21 protein-coding genes and 1 other annotated feature are annotated in these 23714 nt (G+C 32.7%); of the genes, 17 read left to right on the forward strand and 4 right to left on the reverse strand.

The window, feature by feature from the left end:
* Positions 1–101: 101 nt before the first annotated feature.
* The 3 genes from jag to rpmH form a co-directional block, all read right to left on the reverse strand.
* A complete protein-coding gene (gene jag / locus B2G86_RS05755) occupies positions 102–914 on the reverse strand; it encodes an RNA-binding cell elongation regulator Jag/EloR (protein WP_078357182.1) in 813 nt (270 codons plus the stop codon).
* 29 nt (positions 915–943) lie between these two features.
* Positions 944–1288 carry a ribonuclease P protein component gene (gene rnpA, locus B2G86_RS05760; protein WP_078357183.1) on the reverse strand — a complete coding sequence of 115 codons (345 nt, stop codon included), beginning with the start codon at positions 1286–1288 and terminating at the stop codon, positions 944–946.
* 97 nt (positions 1289–1385) lie between these two features.
* Positions 1386–1523: a 50S ribosomal protein L34 gene (gene rpmH, locus B2G86_RS05765; protein WP_016999186.1), complete on the reverse strand. Its 138-nt coding sequence runs from the start codon at positions 1521–1523 to the stop codon at positions 1386–1388.
* Between the two features lie 558 nt (positions 1524–2081).
* Between rpmH and dnaA the strand changes: the two genes are divergently transcribed.
* The 11 genes from dnaA (at position 2082) to gyrA (ending at position 14634) form a co-directional block, all read left to right on the forward strand.
* Entirely contained in the window at positions 2082–3422 is a 1341-nt protein-coding gene (gene dnaA, locus B2G86_RS05770) for a chromosomal replication initiator protein DnaA (RefSeq protein WP_078357184.1), read from the forward strand.
* 166 nt (positions 3423–3588) lie between these two features.
* On the forward strand, positions 3589–4722 hold the full coding sequence (dnaN, locus tag B2G86_RS05775; protein WP_078357185.1) for a DNA polymerase III subunit beta: 1134 nt from the start codon (positions 3589–3591) through the stop codon (positions 4720–4722).
* A gap of 125 nt (positions 4723–4847) precedes the next feature.
* Positions 4848–5087, forward strand: a complete 240-nt coding sequence (locus B2G86_RS05780) for a helix-turn-helix transcriptional regulator (RefSeq protein WP_078357186.1) — start codon at positions 4848–4850, stop codon at positions 5085–5087.
* Positions 5088–5092: 5 nt separating this feature from the next.
* Positions 5093–5992: an ABC transporter ATP-binding protein gene (locus B2G86_RS05785; RefSeq protein ID WP_078357187.1), complete on the forward strand. Its 900-nt coding sequence runs from the start codon at positions 5093–5095 to the stop codon at positions 5990–5992.
* Positions 5985–7229: an ABC transporter permease gene (locus B2G86_RS05790; RefSeq protein WP_078357188.1), complete on the forward strand. Its 1245-nt coding sequence runs from the start codon at positions 5985–5987 to the stop codon at positions 7227–7229. The genes B2G86_RS05785 and B2G86_RS05790 overlap by 8 nt, the downstream gene beginning before the upstream one ends.
* Positions 7230–7355: 126 nt before the next feature.
* Positions 7356–8087, forward strand: a complete 732-nt coding sequence (locus tag B2G86_RS05795; protein ID WP_078357189.1) for a DsbA family protein — start codon at positions 7356–7358, stop codon at positions 8085–8087.
* A 15-nt stretch (positions 8088–8102) separates the two neighbouring features.
* The gene (locus B2G86_RS05800; protein ID WP_078357190.1) at positions 8103–8516 is read left to right on the forward strand and encodes a disulfide oxidoreductase; all 414 of its coding nucleotides are present in this window, start codon (positions 8103–8105) and stop codon (positions 8514–8516) included.
* A 192-nt stretch (positions 8517–8708) separates the two neighbouring features.
* The gene (gene yaaA / locus B2G86_RS05805; protein WP_239701244.1) at positions 8709–8939 is read left to right on the forward strand and encodes a S4 domain-containing protein YaaA; all 231 of its coding nucleotides are present in this window, start codon (positions 8709–8711) and stop codon (positions 8937–8939) included.
* Between the two features lie 3 nt (positions 8940–8942).
* The gene (gene recF / locus B2G86_RS05810) at positions 8943–10058 is read left to right on the forward strand and encodes a DNA replication/repair protein RecF (protein ID WP_078357192.1); all 1116 of its coding nucleotides are present in this window, start codon (positions 8943–8945) and stop codon (positions 10056–10058) included.
* Positions 10059–10080: 22 nt separating this feature from the next.
* Positions 10081–12003 carry a DNA topoisomerase (ATP-hydrolyzing) subunit B gene (gyrB, locus tag B2G86_RS05815; RefSeq protein ID WP_078357193.1) on the forward strand — a complete coding sequence of 641 codons (1923 nt, stop codon included), beginning with the start codon at positions 10081–10083 and terminating at the stop codon, positions 12001–12003.
* A gap of 33 nt (positions 12004–12036) precedes the next feature.
* Positions 12037–14634, forward strand: coding sequence for a DNA gyrase subunit A (gene gyrA, locus B2G86_RS05820; RefSeq protein WP_078357194.1), 2598 nt, complete (start codon positions 12037–12039; stop codon positions 14632–14634).
* 82 nt (positions 14635–14716) lie between these two features.
* Here gyrA and B2G86_RS05825 read toward each other — a convergent pair whose 3' ends face one another.
* Positions 14717–15526 carry an NAD(P)H-hydrate dehydratase gene (locus tag B2G86_RS05825; protein ID WP_078357195.1) on the reverse strand — a complete coding sequence of 270 codons (810 nt, stop codon included), beginning with the start codon at positions 15524–15526 and terminating at the stop codon, positions 14717–14719.
* 222 nt (positions 15527–15748) lie between these two features.
* Here B2G86_RS05825 and hutP point away from each other — a divergent pair, with 222 nt between their 5' ends.
* The 6 genes from hutP to serS all read left to right on the forward strand — a co-directional run bounded on the left by hutP (position 15749) and on the right by serS (position 23606).
* Positions 15749–16186: a hut operon transcriptional regulator HutP gene (hutP, locus tag B2G86_RS05830; RefSeq protein ID WP_078357196.1), complete on the forward strand. Its 438-nt coding sequence runs from the start codon at positions 15749–15751 to the stop codon at positions 16184–16186.
* Positions 16187–16279: 93 nt separating this feature from the next.
* Positions 16280–17764, forward strand: a complete 1485-nt coding sequence (gene hutH / locus B2G86_RS05835; RefSeq protein ID WP_078357197.1) for a histidine ammonia-lyase — start codon at positions 16280–16282, stop codon at positions 17762–17764.
* Positions 17765–17788: 24 nt separating this feature from the next.
* Entirely contained in the window at positions 17789–19102 is a 1314-nt protein-coding gene (locus B2G86_RS05840) for a YjiH family protein (protein ID WP_078357198.1), read from the forward strand.
* Positions 19103–19119: 17 nt separating this feature from the next.
* Positions 19120–20787, forward strand: a complete 1668-nt coding sequence (hutU, locus tag B2G86_RS05845) for a urocanate hydratase (protein WP_078357199.1) — start codon at positions 19120–19122, stop codon at positions 20785–20787.
* On the forward strand, positions 20780–22021 hold the full coding sequence (hutI, locus tag B2G86_RS05850; protein ID WP_078357200.1) for an imidazolonepropionase: 1242 nt from the start codon (positions 20780–20782) through the stop codon (positions 22019–22021). Before hutU ends, hutI begins: the two co-directional genes overlap by 8 nt.
* A 48-nt stretch (positions 22022–22069) precedes the next feature.
* Positions 22070–22264: a binding site (T-box leader), on the forward strand.
* A 64-nt stretch (positions 22265–22328) separates the two neighbouring features.
* Positions 22329–23606: a serine--tRNA ligase gene (serS, locus tag B2G86_RS05855; protein ID WP_078357201.1), complete on the forward strand. Its 1278-nt coding sequence runs from the start codon at positions 22329–22331 to the stop codon at positions 23604–23606.
* Positions 23607–23714: the final 108 nt, after the last annotated feature.

A 23714-nucleotide genomic window follows, 5' to 3' on the forward strand; every position in this document is an offset into this window, starting at 1 on the left:
CACCATTAGTAACTATTCTATTGATTGTAAATGGTTTTGTTCTATTTTTCGAATATATTGTTCGAAAAAATGCGGAGCGAGATCACTCACTCCGACTATTATCATTTATTCTTAATGACTAAATATCGATGTGGTTCTCTTCCTTCAGAGTACGTTTCGATATTTTCAATCTTACTAACTGCTTGATGCATTATTTTTCGTTCGAAATTTGGCATCGGCTCTAATTTAACGGGTTTCTTTGTCTGGATAGCCTTTTTAGCCATATTAATTGCCAACTGTTCTAAAGTTTCTTTACGCTTTTCTCTATAAGATTCTATATCTAATATAAGCGTATAATAACCTTTCACAAATTGATGCATATAATTTTGTCCTACAATTTGAAGCGCATTTAAAATTTGTCCACGCTTACCTATTATATAAGCAGCATTATTTGAAGTCATATTAATATAAATTGTATGAGATTTAACTTCATACGAACCATCTACATCAATATTCATTTCTCTTACTATTTTAAGTACATATTCTAATGTATCTTGTGCTACTTCATTTAATGAATCTTTTTTCTGATTACTGTGTTCATGTATATCTTCTTCTGACTGAATATCATTTTGAACATCATCTTTACGCTCTTGAACCGTTTCTTCTTGCTGAGTATGAACATTATTTGATGATTCATCAACCTCTTCAAGTTGTTGATGACGATTTTTTAATGCTTCAATTGATTCAAACTGTTTAAGTTCTGGATCAATTACAGTTAATTCAATTTGTGCATCCTGTTTCATAAATCCAAAAATACCTTTTTTACCTTCTTTAATAACATCAATTCTTACTTGTTGTTCTTGAACATCCAAATCTTCTAAACCTTGTTGTAGTGCTTGTTCTACTGATTGTCCTTCATAGCGTGATTTAAGCATCCTGCAACCTCCTAGTAATATTTCAATACTTAAGGAATACGTTTATTAAAAACTTTAGCAATCTTCAATACATGCTCTAAACTCTTCTGTGTTTCAAGTACATCTAAATCAACAGCTTGGTTTCGAGCGATAACAATGATGTCTTTAGGAATAATATTTTCTTTATGATTCTTAAAACATTCTCTAATAGACCTTTTTATTCTATTTCTAGTAACAGCATTTCCTAATTTCTTTGAAACACTTATGCCTAATCTGAAATGTTCATTATCATTTTCTGCTGTATAAATAACAAACTGTCTATTAGCAACTGACTTACCTTTTTTATAAATTCTTTGAAAATCATTATTTCTCTTAATACGATAAGCCTTTTCCACAAACATCCACTCCACAATACATCACTTAATTATTGTTCATTATACAAAACAATTACATCAATTAAAACAAAAAAAAGACCACTGCTCTTCAGTGATCTTAAGCTGATAATACTTTTCTACCTTTACGACGACGGCGAGCTAATACTTTACGACCGTTTTTAGAACTCATGCGTGCACGGAAACCGTGTACTTTACTGTGTTTACGCTTATTTGGTTGATACGTACGTTTTACCATTTAAGAGCACCTCCATTATTTATTCGTTAGTATCTAATTTATAGTTAGATAATTGTTTGTATGATATTCATTTATATATATCAGATCAGAAGATTAGTTTCAAAATTATTTATACCATACATGTGATTTGTCACAATTTCAATAACTACTAAACTATAACAAAACAGTTTTTAAAAATCAAGAAGAAATTTATCGTAATCAAAAAATCGAGTTATCCACTTATTCACAATGCATCACAAACATTTTGTGGATAATCATATAACTATTTTTTCTTATTCACAGCATAATATTATCTTTCTGCACATATTCACATGTATTTGACAACTTGTTTTGTTTAAAAGTATAATTGTGTGGATAAGTTATACAAAGTATTGATACTACTATGATTACTACATGAAAATATTAGTGTAAAGATTGTGGACAAGAGAATTATAAAGTTGAGTTATCCACCGTTTGTGTGTAAGTTGTGGATAATTATTCACACCTTGTGGTTTTCTTTATCAACAGTCTTATTTTATGTGTATAACTCAATAAATTTAAATTAGAAAGAGGACTTTTATGAATTCAAAAGAAGAAATCTGGGAGCAAGTGTTATCCATTGCTGAAGATCAAATCGCTTCTGCTGGTTATAATACTTGGTTCAAAGGCACTTACTTACATCAAATAGATAGTAATCGTGCAATAATCGTTGCACAAAGTCCTTTTGTTGCTGAGTGGTTAACCAATAAATATCATGAACATGTCATTAATTTCATCTATGATGTCATTGGCGACAAAGTTCAAGTTAAATTTATTTCAGAAGAAGATTTGCAAAGTGAAGATTTCGCTGTGCAACCGAAAAAATCAAAAGAAATCGAAGAGCATGAAGAAGTAATAAACAGCCAACTTAATAGTAACAACACGTTTGATACATTTGTTATTGGACCTGGTAACCAGTTTCCACACGCTGCTTCATTAGCTGTTGCTGAAGAACCAGCCAATGCTTATAATCCACTGTTTATATATGGTGGTGTTGGTTTAGGTAAGACACATTTAATGCATGCGATTGGTCACTACGTACTTGAACAGAATCCAAATGCAAATGTACTATATACATCTAGTGAAAAATTCACAAATGAATTTATTAAGTCTATTAGAAAAAATGATACTGAAAGCTTTAGAGACAAGTATCGTAATATAGATGTTCTACTAATAGACGATATTCAATTCATTCAAAAGAAAGAACAAACTCAAGAAGAATTTTTCCACACATTTAATGATTTACACCAAAATAAAAAGCAAATTGTTATCTCAAGTGATCGTCCACCTAAAGAAATTCCTACTTTAGAAGATCGTTTAAGAACACGCTTTGAATGGGGTTTAATTGTAGATATTACACCGCCTGATTTTGAAACACGAATGGCTATTCTACAAAAGAAAATTGAAGAAGAAAACTTAGATTTACCGGTAGAAGCTCTGACTTATATCGCAAATTCAATTCAATCTAATATTCGTGAATTAGAAGGTGCTTTAACAAGAGTGTTAGCCTATTCTAAGCTTAGAAATAAACCAATTAATACTGATTTAGTAGCAGAAGCACTTAAAGATATTATTTCTACACCTAGATCAACCAAAATTACTATTCAAGACATTCAGCAAATAGTTGGTAAAATGTATAATATCCGTATAGAAGACTTTGCTGCCAAAAAACGTACAAAATCTATTGCATATCCTAGACAAATTGCGATGTATCTTTCTCGCGAACTTACAGATTTCTCATTACCAAAAATTGGTGAAGAGTTTGGTGGTCGAGATCATACAACAGTAATTCATGCACATGAAAAGATTAAAAAAGATTTAGTAAACAATCCAGAACTCAAATCTGATTTAGAACAACTAGAAAAACAAATCCGTGGATAATGTGGATAAGTTGTGCACAGCCATACACAGTTTATTAACATGTGAATAACTTTTGTATCACCTTTTTAAACCACTTATCCACCAATCCACAGCCCCTATGACTATTACTATGATTTTAAAAGATATATAATTAAATATATAACGACTGGAAGGAGTTTTATAAGTTATGAAATTTACTATTCAACGAGATTACTTTCTTAATCAATTGAATGACACATTAAAAGCAATTTCACCAAGAACAACATTACCAATACTTACAGGTATAAAAATCGATGCTACCGATAGAGGCATCATATTAACAGGATCAGACTCTGAGATATCGATAGAAATAACAATAAATCAAAATATTGATGGTGAAAAAATTGTAGATATTGAAGAAAAAGGTTCTGTAGTACTTCCAGGACGTTTCTTTGTAGATATCGTTAAAAAATTACCAGGTAAAACAGTTAATCTATCAACAAACGATCAATTCAAAACACTTATCACTTCAGGACATTCAGAATTTAACGTTAGTGGTTTAGATCCAGATCAATATCCTTTATTACCACAAGTATCCGAAGATGATGCAATCAAATTACCAATCAAGGTATTAAAAAATATAATCGCGCAAACAAACTTTGCAGTGTCCACGTCAGAAACACGCCCAGTGTTAACAGGTGTAAACTGGTTGATACAAAACAATGAATTAACCTGTACTGCAACAGATTCACACAGACTTGCATTAAGAAAATTAAAACTTGAAGATGAAGAAATAGAAGACAAAAATGTTATTATTCCAGGTAAAGCTTTATCTGAATTAAATAAAATAGTTTCGGATTCTGAAGAAGATATCAATATATTCTTTGCAAGCAACCAAGTTTTATTCAAAGTAGGTCATATAAACTTTATTTCACGTTTGCTTGAAGGCAATTATCCAGATACGACAAGATTATTCCCTGAAAACTATGAAACTAAATTAACTTTGGATAATAGTGAGTTCTATCACGCTATTGATCGTGCATCATTATTAGCACGTGAAGGTGGAAATAATGTTATTAAATTATCAACTGATGTAGATAAATTAGAATTATCATCAACTTCACCAGAAATTGGTACTGTAAAAGAAGATGTGTCTACAGATAACGTTGAAGGTGAATCGTTAAAGATTTCGTTCAACTCTAAATATATGATGGATGCATTAAAAGCAATTGATAATGATGAAGTACAAGTAGAATTTTTTGGAACGATGAGACCATTTATTCTTAAACCAAAAGATGATGAAACATTAATTCAACTAATTTTACCGATTAGAACATACTAATAATTTTTTTAAGAAACTTGCTGTAATTAGTGAGTTTCTTATTTTTTTGTCGTTAATTGTCAAGTAAACTTGACATAGAGTACTAAATATTTTATTGTAAAGTTAACTTGACAGGAAGTGATGAATTGAAAAATAAAGTTTATGAATATCGAACGAGTAGAAAAATGACTCAAAGTGAATTATCTCGATTGGTCAATGTGTCGAGACAAACGATTAATTCTATTGAGCGTTATAAATTTAATCCGACATTAGTATTAGCACATAAGCTTTCTCAAGTATTTGAAATTTCCATTGATGAATTATTTATTTTTGAAAATGATGAAAATATAGACATTTCAGAAATAAAATCCAACAAAAAGGAGTAAAAGTTATGACATTACTAATTAAAAATGTTTCTAAAAAATTTAATGACTTTGTAGCTGTACATGATGTTAATTTGGAAGTTCCAAAAGGGACAATGTATGGATTTTTAGGTGGAAATGGTGCAGGTAAAACAACTACTTTCCGTATGATTCTAGGTTTATTACCTAAAACAACTGGTGTCGTTTCTTTTGATGACAAACCGATTGATTATTCAATGACTAATACAGTTGGTTATTTGCCTGAAGAAAGAGGTCTACACCCGAAACTTAAAGTTTGGGAACAAGTGCAATATTTAGCAGAATTAAAAGGTATGAGAAAAAAAGACATCGAAAAAGAGCTAGATTATTGGTTGAAAAGATTTGATGCATTTGAAAATAAAGAAAAAAAGATCGAAGCATTATCAAAAGGTAATCAGCAAAAAGTTCAATTAATCGCAGCTATTATTCATAAGCCAGAATTACTAATTCTTGATGAACCATTTAGTGGTCTAGATCCTGTAAATGTTGAATTACTTAAGTCGGCAGTTAAAGATCTTAAAGACCAAGGCACAACGATTATATTTAGTTCTCACAGAATGGAGCATGTTGAAGAACTTTGTGATTACATTTGCATTATGAGTAAAGGGAAAGCGATTGTCTCAGGTTCTATAGACAAAGTTAAAGATGATTTCGGAAAGAAAGATATTTTCATTGAAGGTGCTCATAATTTTGAATTTTTAAAAGAATTTGAAGGTGTCGAAGATTTCAAAGAGACTAAAAAAGGCGTTAAAATCACAATTTCTGATGAAACATACGCAGAAAATATATATCAAAGTGTTACTAAATTAGGATATCTTAAACGATTCCAAGTTGCTGAACCATCACTAAACGATATATTTATTGCTAAGGTGGGTGAGAAACATGAATAAATTTTGGACAACATTTAATTTAACGTATATGCAAAAAGTGAAAAGTAAATCTTTTATCATAATGACAGCGATTTTTATGATTTTTGTATTTGCATTAAGTAATGTCGATAAAATTATTGATTTCTTCGACAACGATAGTAAAACAGTAGCGATTCAATCAGATAACGATATGATTTATAAAGTACTGGAAAAACAATATAAACAAAATGATGATATAGAAAAAGTCGAAAAAGTAACTCTTGAAAAAGGTAAGAAGGGCGTTAAAGATGAAAAGTATAAACGTCTTATTGAAGTTAAGGTAAAAGGTGAAAAAGTAGACGGTAAGATTTACGAAAAAGGTAATGTTAGTGAAAGCGAAAAAATGACTTTGCAATCAACACTTAGCCAAATGCAATCATCATTAACAGCTCAAAAATTAAATTTATCAGAAGATGATTTAAAAACATTGAATACACCTAGTGATGTAAAAACAGAAGAAATTAAATCTGACAAAGATAAACAATCGAGTGATGTTAACCCGAAAGTTCAAGCGTTAAATTCAGCTGTTGTTTATATCATCATCTTCTTATCATTCTTTATAACTATAAATTATGCTAACCAAATAGGTTCAGAGATTGCGACTGAGAAGACTACTCGCGTAATTGAAATGATTGTAACGAGTGTGAAGCCTTCAGTACACGTTACAGCTAAGATATTAGCTATTATATCTGTCGCATTCACTCAAATATTCTTTATTGTTCTCGCAATCGTAATTAGTATCTTTGCATTTGATTTAAAAGGTCTATTCGAGTCAGCTGGTGTTGAATATGGTCCTGAGACAACTAGAATCATCGTATATGGAGCTATATTCTTAATTTTAGGGGTGATATCCTATATTTCATTAGCGGCTATTCTAGGGGCATTAACGAGCCGTATAGAAGATCTTGCTCAATCTATGATGCCTGTCACATTTATATCATTAGGCGCTTTCTATATTGCAATATTCAGCATATCTAATCCTGATACAATGCTTGTTAAAATAACGAGCTTCATTCCAATGCTATCGCCAATGGTAATGTTGCTAAGAACAACTTCTGAAAGCACACCTGAATGGCACTTAATTTTAGGAATTGTGATTTCAATCGTTACTTGCATTATTTTACTTTTATTCGCAGCTAGAACATATCGAGGCAGTGTACTTACGTATGAAAAAGGTATTATTAAAAATCTAAAGAATGCATTAAATATTACTAAATAACTTTAAAAACCATATAAAAAGCCAATTTGTCACAAAACCTTAATGAATTTTTAGTGAATAATATAGAATTTCTTTGTATGATAGTATAAAATTTATATTATCAACATAAGAGATTGAGGGGTAAATATGGCGAATAAAAATAGTAATAGTAATATTATGTTTCTGATGATAGCAATACTTGTAGTGGTAGTAGGTATTGTATTACTAGTTGTGTTTGGTGGAAGCGGCAGTGACAATAAAGAAGAAAGTCTATTTGATAGAACTGTTAAAGCAACAGATTTATCAAAAGATACAAAAGATAATCCAACACAGAAAAAAGATAAAGCTAAAGTTCAAATTATTGAATTTGGAGACTTTAAATGTCCAGCATGTAAAGCATTCGAAACAAACTACATGGATCAAATAGAAAAAGACTATATCGATAAAGATAAAGTTGAATATAGATTCGTTAATGCACCATTTCATGGTGAAGGTTCAGAATTAGGAGGTGCTTCAGCACACGCTGTGTATAAAGTAGCACCAGATGCATATTGGGATTATCATAGAGCATTATTTGAAGCTCAACCAGATGATCATAATGCTGAAACTGATGACGAATGGTTAGATTTGAAGGTAGTTAAAAAAGCAGTAGATGGTTTAGATATTGATCAAAGTAAAAAAGATCAAATCATGAAACTAGTAGAAGATAGAAATTCAGAATCGTATAAACAAATGAAAAATGATTCAGACTTAACAAATAAATATGATGTAGATATCACACCTACAGTTGTCATAGATGGTAAAGTGTTGTCAGACCCAATGGATTATGACAAAGTATCTAAAGCAATCGATCAAGCAATCGAAAAGAAAAATAAATAAAAATAGGTGATATATTTGAAGCAGCAATATGCACTATTTATTTCCTGGGTTATAGCTTTATTAGCTATGTTAGGTAGTTTATATTTCAGTGAAATACAAGGATTTATACCATGTACGCTTTGTTGGTATCAAAGAATATGTATGTATCCTTTAGTCATTATTTTAGGAATCGGATCGTTCCAAAACGATTATAGCGTTAAGAAAATAGCACTTCCATTTTCAATAATTGGACTATTAATCTCAACATGGCACTACTTAGAACAAAAAGTACCTGGCTTTGCTGAAATTAAACCATGTACACAAGGTGTTCCGTGTTCATCAGAATATATAAATATATTTGGATTCATAACAATACCGTTTTTAGCAGGAATAGCATTCTTATCAATCAGCTTGTTATTAATATTCTCTAAAAAAGATAAAGAAATTTAATGACGTAAGTCCAGACATATTTCTATTATCAAAAATATCCCAATCCGTTAAAATTTAATTTCGGATCGGGATATTTTTTTAGTTTGAATATAAATTTTTTGAAGATTTATTTATCTTAAAATGAATTGTACATAAAACATGATTTTTTAGTAAAAAAAAGGTATAATATAGAGATGACTAATTAAGATTGGAGTGAAGATAGTGGTACAAGATATCTCAGTTGAAGACGATATAACTTTAGGTCAATTCCTAAAAAATGAAGGCGTCATTGGAACGGGTGGTCAAGCTAAATGGTTCCTCCAAGATGAAGAAGTATTAATAAATGGTGAACGTGAGATTCGTCGTGGAAAAAAATTACATGATGGTGACTTAATTGAAATTCCTTCAGAGGGCAAATTTCGTATTAACCATCAAAGTGAATAAATTATGATACTACAAAAGCTTACTTTAACTAATTACAGAAATTATGATAAATGCACACTTCAATTTAATCCAAATGTGAATATTTTGATCGGTGAGAACGCTCAAGGTAAGACGAATTTATTAGAATCTATTTATACTTTGGCATTAGCTAAAAGTCATAGGACTTCAAATGACAAAGAACTCATACAGTTTGGTGAAGAGTATGGTAAAATAGAAGGTGAACTAAGTTATCGCCATGGATCGATGCCTATTTCTTTAATCATTACGAAAAAAGGCAAAAAGGCGAAAGTCAATCATCTAGAACAGAGTCGTTTAACGCAATATATTGGCCATTTAAATGTGGTATTGTTCGCACCAGAAGATTTAAATATTGTAAAGGGTAGCCCGCAAATCAGACGACGTTTTATTGATATGGAACTCGGTCAGATGTCTGCGGTCTATTTAAATCATTTATCTAATTATCAGAGATTACTTAAACAAAAAAATCATTACCTCAAAATGTTACAAATTGGGAGAATGAAAGATCGAACAATGTTAGAAGTATTCAACGATCAATTTTCAGAAGCGGCAGCAAATGTGACTTTGAAACGTGCACACTTTATTAGTGAATTAGAAAAGATTGCAGAAGTGATTCATCAAGGTATAACGAGTGATAAGGAAAGTTTAATGGTTCATTACGAACCTAACATTAAGCTTGCTGAAACACATCACAATGTAGCTGATTTAAAGAATGCTTTTTGTGAGTTGCTTAATGAATCTATGGATAAAGAGATTGAGCGTGGAAGTGCAAGGTTTGGACCACATAGAGACGACATTAGTTTTCATGTTAATGATATGAATGTACAGATTTATGGTTCACAAGGACAGCAACGTACAACAGCATTATCTATAAAGCTTGCAGAGATTGAGTTAATTAATCAAGTTGTTGGAGAATATCCAATTTTATTATTAGATGATGTGTTGAGTGAACTTGATGATAAACGACAAACCCATTTATTAAGTACAATTCAAGAAAAGGTTCAAACTTTTGTTACGACAACATCTGTTGATGGAATTGAACATGAGATTATGAAAGATGCCAAGGTATTTAATGTATCTAAAGGCAACATTATTGAGTAGATGAAAGTGAAGGTGGAAATACGTGTCAGAACAAAATAACGGTACAAGTTATGGTGCAGATCAGATACAAGTATTAGAAGGTTTAGAGGCAGTCCGTAAACGCCCTGGTATGTATATTGGTTCTACAGCTGCAAGAGGTTTACATCATCTAGTTTGGGAAATTGTTGATAATAGTATTGACGAAGCTTTAGCTGGGTATGCAGATCATGTAGAACTTGTGATTGAAAAAGATAATTGGATTAAAGTAACGGATAACGGTAGAGGAATACCTGTAGATATTCAAGAGAAAATGGGTCGTCCTGCTGTAGAAGTTATATTAACCGTTCTACATGCTGGTGGTAAATTTGGCGGTGGCGGATACAAAGTATCTGGTGGTTTACATGGTGTAGGTTCATCTGTCGTAAACGCACTATCTTCTGAACTAGAAGTTTACGTTCACCTTAATAATAAAATATATCATCAAGCATACGAAAGAGGCGTACCAGCATTTGATTTAAAAGTCATTGGCGAAACAGAACATACAGGTACGACTATTCGTTTTAAAGCAGACAGTGAAATCTTCACTGAAACAACTGAATACGACTATGAAACATTACAAAAGCGTATACGTGAATTAGCATTTTTAAATAAAGGTATTCAAATTTCATTGAAAGATGAAAGAGACGAAGAGAATATTCAAGAAGATTCTTACCATTACGAAGGTGGTATTAAATCTTACGTTGAAATGTTAAATAAATCTAAAGATGTATTATATGATGAGCCAATTTATATTCACGATTCAAAAGAAGATGTAGAAGTTGAAATTGCAATTCAATATAACGGTGGTTTTGCTACAACATTACTTACGTATGCCAATAACATTCATACTTATGAAGGTGGTACACATGAGGATGGATTTAAACGTGCTTTAACACGTGTGATTAATAGCTACGGACTGAAGAACAAACTTCTTAAAGAAAACGAAGAAAAGCTTTCTGGTGAAGATGTGCGTGAAGGTATGACAGCTGTTGTATCTATCAAACATAGTGATCCTCAGTTCGAAGGTCAAACTAAGACTAAATTAGGTAATTCAGAAGTACGTCAAATTGTTGATAAACTTTTCTCTGAACTATTTGAAAGATTCTTATTAGAAAATCCAAACGTAGCAAGAATTATTGTTGATAAAGGTGTTATGGCATCTAGAGCTCGTCTTGCTGCTAAGAAAGCAAGAGAAGTAACGAGACGTAAATCAGCTTTAGAAGTTTCAAGTTTACCGGGTAAACTTGCTGACTGTTCAAGTAAGAAGCCTGACGAATGTGAATTATATATCGTTGAGGGTGACTCTGCTGGTGGGTCTGCGAAATTAGGTAGAGACTCTAGAACACAAGCCATCTTACCTTTACGTGGTAAAATTTTGAATGTTGAAAAAGCACGTCTAGATAGAATTCTAGGCAACAATGAAATCCGTGCAATGATTACGGGTCTTGGTACAGGTATTGGTGGAGAATTTGATATTAGTAAAGCTAGATATCATAAACTAGTTATTATGACAGATGCTGACGTTGATGGTGCTCATATTAGAACGTTATTATTAACATTCTTCTATAGATTTATGAGACCACTTATTGAAGCGGGATATGTGTATATTGCACAACCACCTTTATATAAAGTCGAACAAGGTAAGAAAAAATATTACGTATTTAACGATAGAGAATTAGATAAATTAAAAGAAGAACTTAGCTCAACACCAAAATTATCTATAGCACGTTATAAAGGTCTTGGAGAGATGAATGCTGATCAATTGTGGGATACAACAATGAATCCTGAACATCGTTCAATGCTTCAAGTAACACTAACTGATGCGATAGAAGCTGACGAAACTTTTGAAATGCTTATGGGAGATGTTGTTGAGTTTCGTCGTCAATTTATTGAAGAAAATGCCGAATACGCAACGTTAGATATATAAAGCATCATTTACGATTTAAGGAGGATATGATTAATGGCTGAAATACCACAATCAAGAGTTAGTGAACGTAACATCAGTAAAGAAATGAAAGAATCATTTTTAGATTATGCAATGAGCGTAATTGTATCTCGTGCTTTACCAGATGTTAGAGACGGTTTGAAACCAGTTCATAGACGTATTTTATATGGTATGAATGATCAAGGTATGACTTCAGATAAACCATACAAAAAATCTGCACGTATTGTTGGTGACGTAATGGGTAAGTATCACCCTCATGGTGACTCATCTATTTATGAAGCAATGGTACGTATGGCACAAGACTTTAGTTATAGATATCCATTAGTAGATGGCCAAGGTAACTTTGGTTCTATGGATGGTGATGGTGCTGCTGCAATGCGTTATACAGAAGCACGTATGTCTAAAATTACAGGCGAATTATTGAGAGATATAAACAAAGATACAATTGATTTTCAAGATAACTATGATGGTAATGAAAGAGAGCCAGTAGTCTTACCTGCAAGATTTCCTAACTTATTAGTAAATGGTACTTCAGGTATAGCTGTTGGTATGGCTACAAACATTCCACCACATAACTTAAATGAGGTCATTGACGGAGTATTGGCATTAAGTCATAATCCAGAAATTACAACGAATGAGTTAATGGATATCGTTCAAGGTCCTGATTTTCCAACTTCTGGTTTAATTATGGGAAGAAGCGGAATTAGACGTGCTTATGAAACAGGTCGTGGTTCCATCATAATGAGAGCTCGTTCTGAAATAGAAGTTATGAAGAACGGTAAAGAGCGTATCGTAGTAAGTGAAATTCCTTACCAAGTTAACAAAGCAAGATTAATTGAAAAAATTGCTGAGTTAGCACGTGATAAGAAAATCGAAGGTATTACAGACTTAAGAGATGAAACAAGCTTAAAAGTCGGCGTTCGTATCGTTATTGAAGTAAGAAAAGATGCTAATGCGAATGTTATTTTAAATAATTTATATAAACAAACGGCATTACAAACTTCATTTGGTGTAAATATGATTGCTTTAGTAAACGGTAAGCCTAAATTATTAGGATTACGTCCAGTACTATTCCACTATTTAGAACATCAAAAAGAAGTCGTAACAAGACGTACTAAATATAACCTTAAAAAAGCACAAGATAGAGCACATATTCTTGAAGGTTTAAGAATTGCGTTAGACCATATCGATGAAATCATTGCATTAATTCGTGAGTCACAAAGTGATTCAGAAGCTATGGATGGATTACAAAATCGCTTTAATTTATCAGAAAGACAAGCACAAGCGATATTAGATATGCGTTTACGTCGATTAACTGGATTAGAACGTGGCAAAATCGAAAATGAATATCAAGAGTTACTTAAACTGATAGAAGAGTTAATAGAGATTCTTAAAGATGAAGAAAAGTTACTTGAAATCATTAGAGAAGAGATTATTGAAATAAGAGATAAATATGGCGACAAACGTCGTACTGAAATTACTGCAGCCGGTCTTGATCAAATAGAAGATGAAGACTTAATTCCTGAAGAACAAATTGTTATTTCATTAAGTCATAATAACTATATTAAACGATTACCAGTTTCTACATATCGCTCTCAAAATAGAGGTGGTCGTGGTGTACAAGGTATGAATACTATAGAAGACGACTTTGTTAGTCAGTTAGTAACATTAAGTACGCACGATAATGTCTTATTCTTTACGAATAAAGGCCGTGTATACAAACTTAAAGGCTATGAAATTCCAGAGATGTCTAGACAGTCTAAAGGGTTACCAATTGTGAATGCTTTAGAAATAGATAAAGATGAAATGATTAGTACAATGATAGCAGTCAAAGATTTATCAAGTGAAGAAGACTTCTTAGTATTTGCTACTAAACATGGTACAGTTAAACGATCTAAACTATCTAATTTCTCTCGTATAAATAAAAATGGTAAAATCGCAATCAACTTTAAAGAAGGCGATGAACTTATAGCGGTTAGACTGACGGACGGTACTAAAGAAATTATTATTGGTACTAAACATGCTTCATTAATTAGATTTGATGAAACTAAGTTACGTCCATTAGGTAGAACAGCAGCGGGTGTAAGAGGTATTTCATTAAGAGAAGGTGACGAAGTAATAGGACTAGACATCACAGATGAAGAACAACAAGATGAAATCCTGATCGTAACTGAAAATGGTTATGGTAAACGTACATCAGCAGACCAATACCGTATCTCAAATAGAGGTGGTAAAGGTATTAAGACTGCTACCTTAAATGAGAAAAATGGTGATCTCGTTTGTATCACAACAGTTGCAGGTGATGAAGACTTGATGATCGTTACAAACTCAGGCGTAATCATAAGACTTCATGTCTCAGATATTTCTCAAAACGGACGAAGCGCTCAAGGTGTTAGATTAATCCGTTTAGGCGATAACCAACACGTTGCAACAGTTGCAAAAGTTGAACCAGACGAAGAAGAAATAGCAGAAACTCCAGTAGAAGGTGTATCAGAAGAAACGGTAGATACAGAAGTTACTGAAGAAGAGAATGAAGGTAAAGAAGATTTAAGAGAAGACTTCATTGAACGAGTAAATGAAGATATCGAAGAACAAGATAACGACGAAGAATAATATATAATAATGATAAAAGGCTGAGACAATTAACTTGTCTCAGCCTCTTTTTGCATTTAAATATAGAATTTATGGTCTGTTTCTAAGACTCAAATGATTTCATAGCATATGGGATTTCATCTATAAGTTTGGATGGTGGGACGATATACATGTCTTTAGCTAATTTTTCACCGATATAGCTGTGTATATAACACGCATTTATAACCGCTTCTTCTAAATCAAATTGTCCTACGAAACTTGTGATCATGCCTGCTAATGTATCTCCCATTCCACCTGTAGCCATAGCTGGGGTACCAATTGATAATTTATATTCATGGTCTTTAAAGAACAACTCTGTACCATGCTTTTTTAATACTACAGTCGCATTCAAAGCTTCGACTGCTTCTTTATTTTTTTCATATGTTTGTTCTTCTATAGGAATATTGCTCAGTCTTTCCCATTCTTTTTGATGAGGAGTGAAGATAATTTCACATTCTGGTAAAGTATGCTTTAATTTACTCAAAATTGTAATAGCATCTCCATCAATAATTAAAGTTTGGTGTGGCTGAATATTTTGGAATAGAAATGTTAATGTATTATTCCCTTTAAAATCTAAACCGAGTCCTGGACCAATTAAAATACAGTCCGATAGTTCGATTAATTTAGATAGCTTTTTTAAATCAGTTATATCTGAAACCATTGCTTCAGGACAACGTGAATGTAAAGCAGCAAAGTTTGATGAATGTGTGGAAACTGTGATAAGACCACTACCACTAAATACACAAGCTCTTGCAGCTAACATAATTGCGCCACCTAAATTAGCGTTACCACCGATTAATAATATCCTACCATAATCCCCTTTGTGAGACTCTTGTTCTCTTTTTGGAATTGTGACAGATGAAATTGTCTTCATATTAACCCACCTTCAAATAATTGTACGACTTATTATGCCACTTAAAGTTGAAATTGAACAGTGTAATTTCTAAAACATTACAAAGAAATCACTTTAACAAGCTAATATATTAATCAATCACTGAATTACGGATGTATTAAAAACTATTGTCATAAAAATTTTGAAAGCGTATACTAAATGTAAATATAGACATTAGATATTAGACGAGATAGGAGCTTCTACATGACTGAACAGATATCGATTGGAAAGTACGCTACATTATTAACTATTACAGATGAGCAGACTGCTAAACAGCTGATGCCCCAGTGTAAAGAAATGCAATTTTTAGTAGGCAAAATTGGAACAATGTCGTTGAACAAAATTATTGCATCGGTTGAAACAGCGGCTAGAAGAGAAGGTATTATTTCAGAAAGTCATTATAGAGAAACTCATGCTTTATATCATGCAATTTTAGAAGCAGTTAATGGTATAACGAGAGGTGAATTATCTATAGGTGAAATCATGCGAACAGTTGGCTTAAGATTTGCTATTGTACGTGGTTATCCATATAAAGATGTTGGAGAAGGTGAATGGATAGCAGTTAGCTTATACGGTACAATTGGTGCACCTATCAAAGGTAAAGAACATGAAACAATCGGATTAGGTATAAATCATATATAGACATAGAAACACCTACTAGACATTAGCTATAAGAAAGGTGCAACAAATGGTTATTTGTTGTATTTTTTTGTGTCCTGAAAAGGAGTGTTTTAAATGGCTTTAGTACTAAATGGTAAAGATTTAACAATTCAAGATATTAAAGAATTTTTAAAAGAAAATGGTCAAATTACGATTTCAGAAGAAGCATTAGTAAATGTTAGAAAAAGTCGTGAAACAGTTGAAAGAATCATTAAAAATAAAGAAACGATCTATGGTATCACAACTGGATTTGGATTGTTTAGTGATGTATTAATAGAAAAAGAAAAATATAACGATTTACAAGTAAACTTAATTCGTTCACATTCATGTGGTATTGGTAAAGCATTTCCTAACGATGTGTCACTAGTCATGATGGTCTTAAGACTAAACACAATGTTAAAGGGACACTCTGGTGTTACAGAATCACTCGTGGAATTACTTGTAGAATTTATCAATCGAAGAATTATACCTGTTATACCAGAGCAAGGTTCACTAGGTGCATCTGGAGATTTAGCACCGTTATCTCACTTAGCATTGGCATTGATTGGTGAAGGAGATGTTCAATACGAAGGTGTAACGCGTAATGCGAAAGAAGTGTTACATGAAGTCGGACTAGAACCTCATTCATTACAAGCTAAAGAAGGATTAGCACTTATTAATGGGACACAAGCAATGACATCACAAGGGGTAATTGCTTATATAGAAGCAGAAAATATTGCTTACAATGCTGAATGGATTTCTTCATTAACACATCAAGCACTTAACGGTATTGTAGATGCTTATGATGAACATGTGCATATTGTGAGAAATTTTGAAGAACAAGTTGAAGTAGCCGAAAGAATGAGAGACTGGTTGGAAGGATCTAAGTTAACAACCCGTCAAGGTGAAGTTCGCGTCCAAGATGCTTATACATTAAGATGTATTCCACAAATTCATGGGGCAAGCTTCCAAGTACTTAATTACGTAAAAGAAAAATTAGAACTAGAAATGAATGCAGCAAACGACAATCCTCTTATCTTTGATAATGATGATGAAACACTTGTTATTTCAGGTGGTAACTTCCATGGTCAACCAATTGCATTTGCAGTCGATTTCTTAAAAATTGGTGTTGCAGAGTTAGCTAATGTATCAGAAAGAAGACTTGAGAGACTTGTAAACCCTCAGTTGAATGGTGGTCTACCAGCCTTCTTAAGTCCAGAACCAGGATTACAAAGTGGCGCGATGATTATGCAATATGCAGCTGCTTCATTAGTATCAGAAAATAAAACATTAGCTCACCCAGCAAGTGTAGATTCAATTCCTTCTTCAGCAAATCAAGAAGATCATGTTTCTATGGGGACTATTGGAGCAAGACATGCTTATCAAATCATTCAGAATGTAAGAAGAGTGATTTCTATAGAGTGCATCATTGCATTACAAGCTGTAGAAATCAAAGGTGTGGATAAATTATCACCTAAGACAAAAGCGAAATACGACGAACTAAGAGCAGTCGTTCCTTCCATCACACACGATAGAGTATTCCATCATGATATAGAAAAAGTTTGTGAATATTTAAGATAATTATTGAACAAACAAAGGGGTGTTATGGTGAATAATCAGAAATTAGACAACAAAGGTAAGGATATGTGGAGATTTTATGTATTTAGCTTATTAGGAATTGTGTTGTTCTTTATACCGATGGAGATTGGTGGACAGAGTACGATTTTAGTCGATCATATACATCTAGGTATACGCAGTTTACTTGGTGATTTTATGGCTTATTATGCACTCATCATTATTTTAATAGGTGCGATATTACCAATTGTACGTATGGACTTTAAGAAATCTATAACTGACTTTATATTAGTATTGTTTAAAGTTATGGGAGCAGTAATTGGGTGTATGTATGTCTTTAAGGTAGGACCACAATTACTCTTTAAACCGGATTATGGGCCGTTTCTTTTTGATAAATTAATGTTACCACTTAGTGTACTTATACCTGTTGGTGCAATTGCTTTATCATTCTTAGTTGGTTATGGACTATTAGAATTTATCGGTGTGCTGATGCAACCAATTATGAGACCAATATTTAAGACGCCTGGTAAGTCTGCCGTCGATGCAGTTGCTTCATTTGTAGGAAGTTATTCTTTAGGATTACTCATTACAAATAGAGTTTATAAAGACGGAATGTATAACAAAAAAGAAGCGGTTATTATTGCAACTGGATTTTCAACTGTATCGGCTACATTTATGGTTATCGTAGCTAATACTTTAGATTTAATGAGTATGTGGAATTTATTCTTCTGGAGTACATTGGTTATTACTTTTATTGTAACGGCAATTTCTGCACACTTACCACCAATTTCAGGTGAGTCAGAATCTTATTATAATAATCAAGAAGGTCAAAAAGAAGTTAAAGTTAAAGGCAATTATTTTAAGGCAGCTTACAGAGAAGCAAAGCTTCAATCACATCAATCATTAACATTATTTAAAAACATCATGGCAAATTTAAAAGATGGTATAGAAATGACAATGGCAATATTACCTTCAATCTTATCAATTGGATTTTTAGGATTAGTGTTAGCTAATTTTACGCCTATTATTGACTGGTTAAGTTATATATTCTATCCGTTTATATATCTGTTCCCAATCGATGATAAAGCATTATTAGCAAAAGCTTCTACAATATCAATCATAGAAATGTTCTTACCATCATTACTTGTTGTGAAAGCAGCGATAGAAGTTAAGTTTGTTACAGCTATTACAAGTATCTCAGCAATTATATTCTTCTCTGCTTTGGTACCTTGTATTTTGGCAACAGATATCAAAATTCCAATTTGGAAATTGGTAGTAATTTGGTTTATTCGTGTCGCACTCACATTATTAATTGCGATACCGTTCAGTTTATTAATTTTTTAGAAAAGGGGAAATGACAAATGTCTAGAGAAATTAAAGCTAAAAAAGGTTTAGAAATTGAATGTAAAGGTTGGGAACAAGAAGCGGTACTTAGAATGTTATATAACAACCTTGATCCTGAAGTGGCAGAACACCCAGAGAAATTAGTTGTGTATGGTGGTATTGGTAAAGCGGCTCGTAACTGGGAAAGCTTTGATGCGATTGTTGAAACGTTAAGAAGATTAGAAAGCGATGAAACAATGCTTGTACAATCAGGTAAGCCAGTAGCTGTATTCAAAACTCATGAAGAAGCACCAAGAGTATTATTATCAAACTCTGTACTTGTACCTAAATGGGCAAATTGGGAACATTTCCATGAATTAGATAAAAAAGGGCTTATGATGTATGGTCAAATGACTGCAGGTAGTTGGATTTATATCGGTTCTCAAGGTATCGTTCAAGGTACTTTTGAAACATTTGCAGAACTTGCAAATCAACATTTTGGTGGTTCATTAAAAGGTACAATCACTTTAACTGCTGGATTAGGTGGAATGGGCGGTGCTCAACCATTAGCAGTAACAATGAATGAAGGGGTAGTAATTGGTGTAGACGTCGATCCTTCAAGAATCGAAAAGAGAATTGAGACTAGATACTGTGATATTATTACGGAATCTTTAGATGAAGCTTTAGAAAAAGCTGAAGAAGCTAAAAAAGCAGGCAAACCACTTGCAATAGGTTTAGTAGGTAATGCAGCTGAAGTACATCATGAAATCTTAAATAGAGGATTTAAGATTGATATCGTAACAGACCAAACTTCAGCACATGATCCTTTAAATGGATATGTTCCAGAAGGTTATTCATTAGAAGAAGCGGACAAATTACGAGAAAGTGATCCTAAAAAATACGTTAAATTATCTTCAGCATCTATGAAAAAACATGTCGATGCAATGTTGAAATTCCAAGAAAAAGGTTCAGTAGCTTTTGACTATGGAAATAATATCCGACAAGTAGCATTTGATGAAGGTTTAGAAAATGCTTTTGACTTCCCAGGATTTGTACCTGCTTATATTCGTCCATTGTTCTGTGAAGGTAAAGGTCCATTTAGATTTGCAGCATTAAGTGGAGATCCAAAAGATATTGAAAGAGCAGATCAACTAATGAGAGAGTTATTCCCAGAAGATGAAAAATTAATGCGTTGGTTAGACATGGCAGCTGAAAAAATCGCATTCCAAGGGTTACCTTCTAGAATTGCATGGTTAGGATATGGAGAACGTGCAAAAATGGGCTTAGCTTTAAATGAACTTGTTAGAAATGGTGAAATTTCAGCTCCAATTGTAATTGGTCGTGACCACTTAGATTCTGGATCTGTAGCATCTCCAAACAGAGAAACAGAATCAATGAAAGACGGATCAGACGCTGTAGGTGACTGGGCAATATTAAATGCACTTGTTAATACTGCGGCAGGTGGCTCTTGGATTTCAGTTCACCATGGTGGTGGCGTAGGTATGGGTTATTCATTACATGCTGGTATGGTAGTTGTAGCAGATGGTAGTGAACGTGCTGATAGACGTCTAGGAAGAGTATTAACAACAGATCCGGGTATGGGTGTAGTAAGACATGCAGATGCAGGTTATGACATTGCAATCGATACTGCAAAAGAAAAAAATGTAGATATTCCAATGTTAAAGGAGAAAGATAACAATGAATGATATTTTAATTCAAAACATAGGCGAATTAATTTTACCAAAAAAGACTGACCGACCTCTTAAAGGTAAAGAATTAAACGAATTAACAGTAATTAAAAATGGTACTGTAGCTGTTAAAGATGGCAAAGTTATATATGCAGGGGAGCATTCTGAAGAATATGAAGCAAAAGAAGTAATAGATGCTTCAAACAAAGTTGTCTCTCCAGGTTTAATAGATGCACATACACATTTAGTGTTCGGTGGGTCTAGAGAGCATGAAATGGCGCTTAAACAACAAGGTGTGAGTTACTTAGATATATTGAAACAAGGTGGCGGTATTTTAAGTACAGTTGAATCAACGCGCAAATCAACTGAAGAAGAACTTTACAATAAATCTAAAAAAGAAATTGTTAGAATGATCCAATTTGGCACAACGACAGTTGAAGCTAAAAGCGGTTATGGATTGGATAAAGAAACCGAATTAAAACAATTAAATGTTGCGCATCAATTGGATAAAGATACACCTATCAGAATGAAACACACTTTCCTCGGACCACACGCAGTTCCTAAAGATGCTAAAGATAATGCTACATTTTTACAAGAAATGATAGATTTATTAGATGATGTGAAAGATAAAGCTGATTTTGCAGATATATTCTGTGAAACTGGTGTATTCACAATTGAAGAATCAAGAAGTTATATGAAAGCAGCAAAAGAAAAAGGATTAAAAGTTAAAATCCATGCTGATGAAATTGATCCTCTTGGTGGATTAGGACTAGCAATTGATGAAGGTGCAATTTCAGCAGACCATCTTGTTGCTTCAAGTGAAGAAGATAAAGCTGCTTTAAAAGATAGTAATACAGTTGCTGTATTATTACCTGGTACAACATTCTATTTAGGCAAAGATCAATATGCAGATGCTAGAGGGATGATTGATCAAAATGGTGCAATTGCAATTGCGACAGACTTCAATCCGGGTAGTTGTGTAACAGATAACCTTCAACTAGTGATGAGTATTGCTGCTTTAAAATTAAAGCTTACGCCTAATGAAATATGGAATGCTGTTACAGTGAATGCTTCTAAAGCAATAGATGCTGATGCAGGAACTCTTGAAAAAGGCGATCAAGCTGATGTTGTCGTTTGGGATATTCCAAACCATGAATATTTACCTTATCATTACGGAGTTAATCATGCTCAAACCGTTATTATCAATGGTAAAAAAGTGTACGAAAATACAGGCTTATTAACTGAATCATAAGTATATCTTGAAAATGTGATGTCGATTTGATATATTTAGGTTAATTTAATATCCATATTGTTTAGGAATAAGTAATTTAAGACGTAATGTAAAGAGAGCTTGTGGTTGGTGGAAACAAGACATGAAACTTAAATGAATCTATCCTTTTAAGAATAACAATCGGTTTAAACCGTTATATGACTTAGAGTGCAGTCTTAGTGACTGTTAAATAGGGTGGCAACGCGTAAGCACCACGTCCCTTGTGTAATAACAAGGAACGTGGTGCTTTTTTTCTTAAACAATATTGGAATAAGAGGGAGGAAATATTATGTTAGACATTAGGTTAATTAGATCTGAACCAGAATTCGTTAAAGACAAAGTAGCAAAAAGAGGTGATGACCCAAAAGTCATCGATGAAATTCTAGAACTTGATAAAAAACGTCGTGAGTTAATTGCTCAAACAGAAGAACTTAAATCTCGTCGTAATAAAGTAAGTGGAGAAATCGCTCAGAAAAAACGTAATAAAGAAAATGCGGATGATGTTATTTTAGAAATGCGTCAAGTTGGAGACCAAATTAAAGAAATAGATCAAACTTTAAATCAATTAAATGATGATGTTACTTATAAATTAGTTAGAATCCCTAATTTAATTAGTGACGAAACACCAGTTGGTAAAGATGAAAATGACAATGTAGAAGTTCGTAAATGGGGTACACCTAGAACATTTGATTTCGAATCTAAAGCACATTGGGATTTAGTTGAAAGCTTGAAAATGGCAGATTTCGAAAGAGCTGCTAAAGTCTCTGGTGCACGTTTCGTATTTTTAACTGGTAAAGGTGCACAACTTGAAAGAGCACTTATGAATTTCATGGTAACGATGCATACAACACAACATGGTTATACTGAAATGATGGTGCCACAACTTGTAAATGCTGATTCTATGTTTGGAACTGGTCAACTACCTAAATTTGAAGAAGATTTATTCAAAGTTGAAAAAGAAGGATTATATACAATTCCTACAGCAGAAGTACCGTTAACGAATTTCTATCGTAATGAAGTACTACAAAATGAACAATTCCCTATTAAATTTACAGGGCAGTCAGCATGTTTCAGAAGTGAAGCAGGTTCAGCTGGTAGAGATACAAGAGGCTTAATTAGATTACATCAGTTTAATAAGGTAGAGATGGTAAGATATGAAAGACCTGAAGATTCATTTAAAGCATTAGAAGAGCTTACAGAGCATGCTGAGAATATCCTTAAAACGTTAGAATTACCATATAGAACAGTTAATCTATGTACAGGTGATATAGGCTTTGGAAGTACTAAAACATACGATATAGAAGTATGGTTACCAAGCTACAATGATTACAAAGAAATTAGCTCATGTTCAAATATGACTGATTTCCAAGCAAGAAGATCAAATATTAGATTTAAACGTGATAAAGATGCGAAACCTGAATATGTACACACATTAAATGGTAGTGGTTTAGCAGTTGGTCGTACATTTGCAGCAATCGTTGAAAATTATCAAAATGAAGATGGATCAATCACTGTCCCTGAAGCATTAGTACCATTTATGGGCGGACAAAAAATAATTGAATTATAATTGAATTAAAACTTTGAAAAAGGGTAATCATATATTGGTTACCTTTTTTTAGATTTAATGCTTGAATATACTTTTTATACCTGATATACTAAGTATACAATATAAATA

This window comes from Mammaliicoccus fleurettii, from assembly GCF_002018435.1.
In the GTDB taxonomy this organism is placed as follows: domain Bacteria; phylum Bacillota; class Bacilli; order Staphylococcales; family Staphylococcaceae; genus Mammaliicoccus; species Mammaliicoccus fleurettii.

Coding starts and splice junctions, on each gene's coding strand:
- jag (WP_078357182.1), bottom strand. CDS start 914: ATGCTTAAATCACGCTATGAAGGACAATCAGTAGAACAAGCACTACAA.
- rpmH (WP_016999186.1), bottom strand. CDS start 1,523: ATGGTAAAACGTACGTATCAACCAAATAAGCGTAAACACAGTAAAGTA.
- dnaA (WP_078357184.1), top strand. CDS start 2,082: ATGAATTCAAAAGAAGAAATCTGGGAGCAAGTGTTATCCATTGCTGAA.
- dnaN (WP_078357185.1), top strand. CDS start 3,589: ATGAAATTTACTATTCAACGAGATTACTTTCTTAATCAATTGAATGAC.
- B2G86_RS05785 (WP_078357187.1), top strand. CDS start 5,093: ATGACATTACTAATTAAAAATGTTTCTAAAAAATTTAATGACTTTGTA.
- B2G86_RS05790 (WP_078357188.1), top strand. CDS start 5,985: ATGAATAAATTTTGGACAACATTTAATTTAACGTATATGCAAAAAGTG.
- B2G86_RS05795 (WP_078357189.1), top strand. CDS start 7,356: ATGGCGAATAAAAATAGTAATAGTAATATTATGTTTCTGATGATAGCA.
- recF (WP_078357192.1), top strand. CDS start 8,943: ATGATACTACAAAAGCTTACTTTAACTAATTACAGAAATTATGATAAA.
- gyrA (WP_078357194.1), top strand. CDS start 12,037: ATGGCTGAAATACCACAATCAAGAGTTAGTGAACGTAACATCAGTAAA.
- B2G86_RS05825 (WP_078357195.1), bottom strand. CDS start 15,526: ATGAAGACAATTTCATCTGTCACAATTCCAAAAAGAGAACAAGAGTCT.
- hutP (WP_078357196.1), top strand. CDS start 15,749: ATGACTGAACAGATATCGATTGGAAAGTACGCTACATTATTAACTATT.
- hutH (WP_078357197.1), top strand. CDS start 16,280: ATGGCTTTAGTACTAAATGGTAAAGATTTAACAATTCAAGATATTAAA.
- B2G86_RS05840 (WP_078357198.1), top strand. CDS start 17,789: ATGGTGAATAATCAGAAATTAGACAACAAAGGTAAGGATATGTGGAGA.
- hutU (WP_078357199.1), top strand. CDS start 19,120: ATGTCTAGAGAAATTAAAGCTAAAAAAGGTTTAGAAATTGAATGTAAA.
- hutI (WP_078357200.1), top strand. CDS start 20,780: ATGAATGATATTTTAATTCAAAACATAGGCGAATTAATTTTACCAAAA.
- serS (WP_078357201.1), top strand. CDS start 22,329: ATGTTAGACATTAGGTTAATTAGATCTGAACCAGAATTCGTTAAAGAC.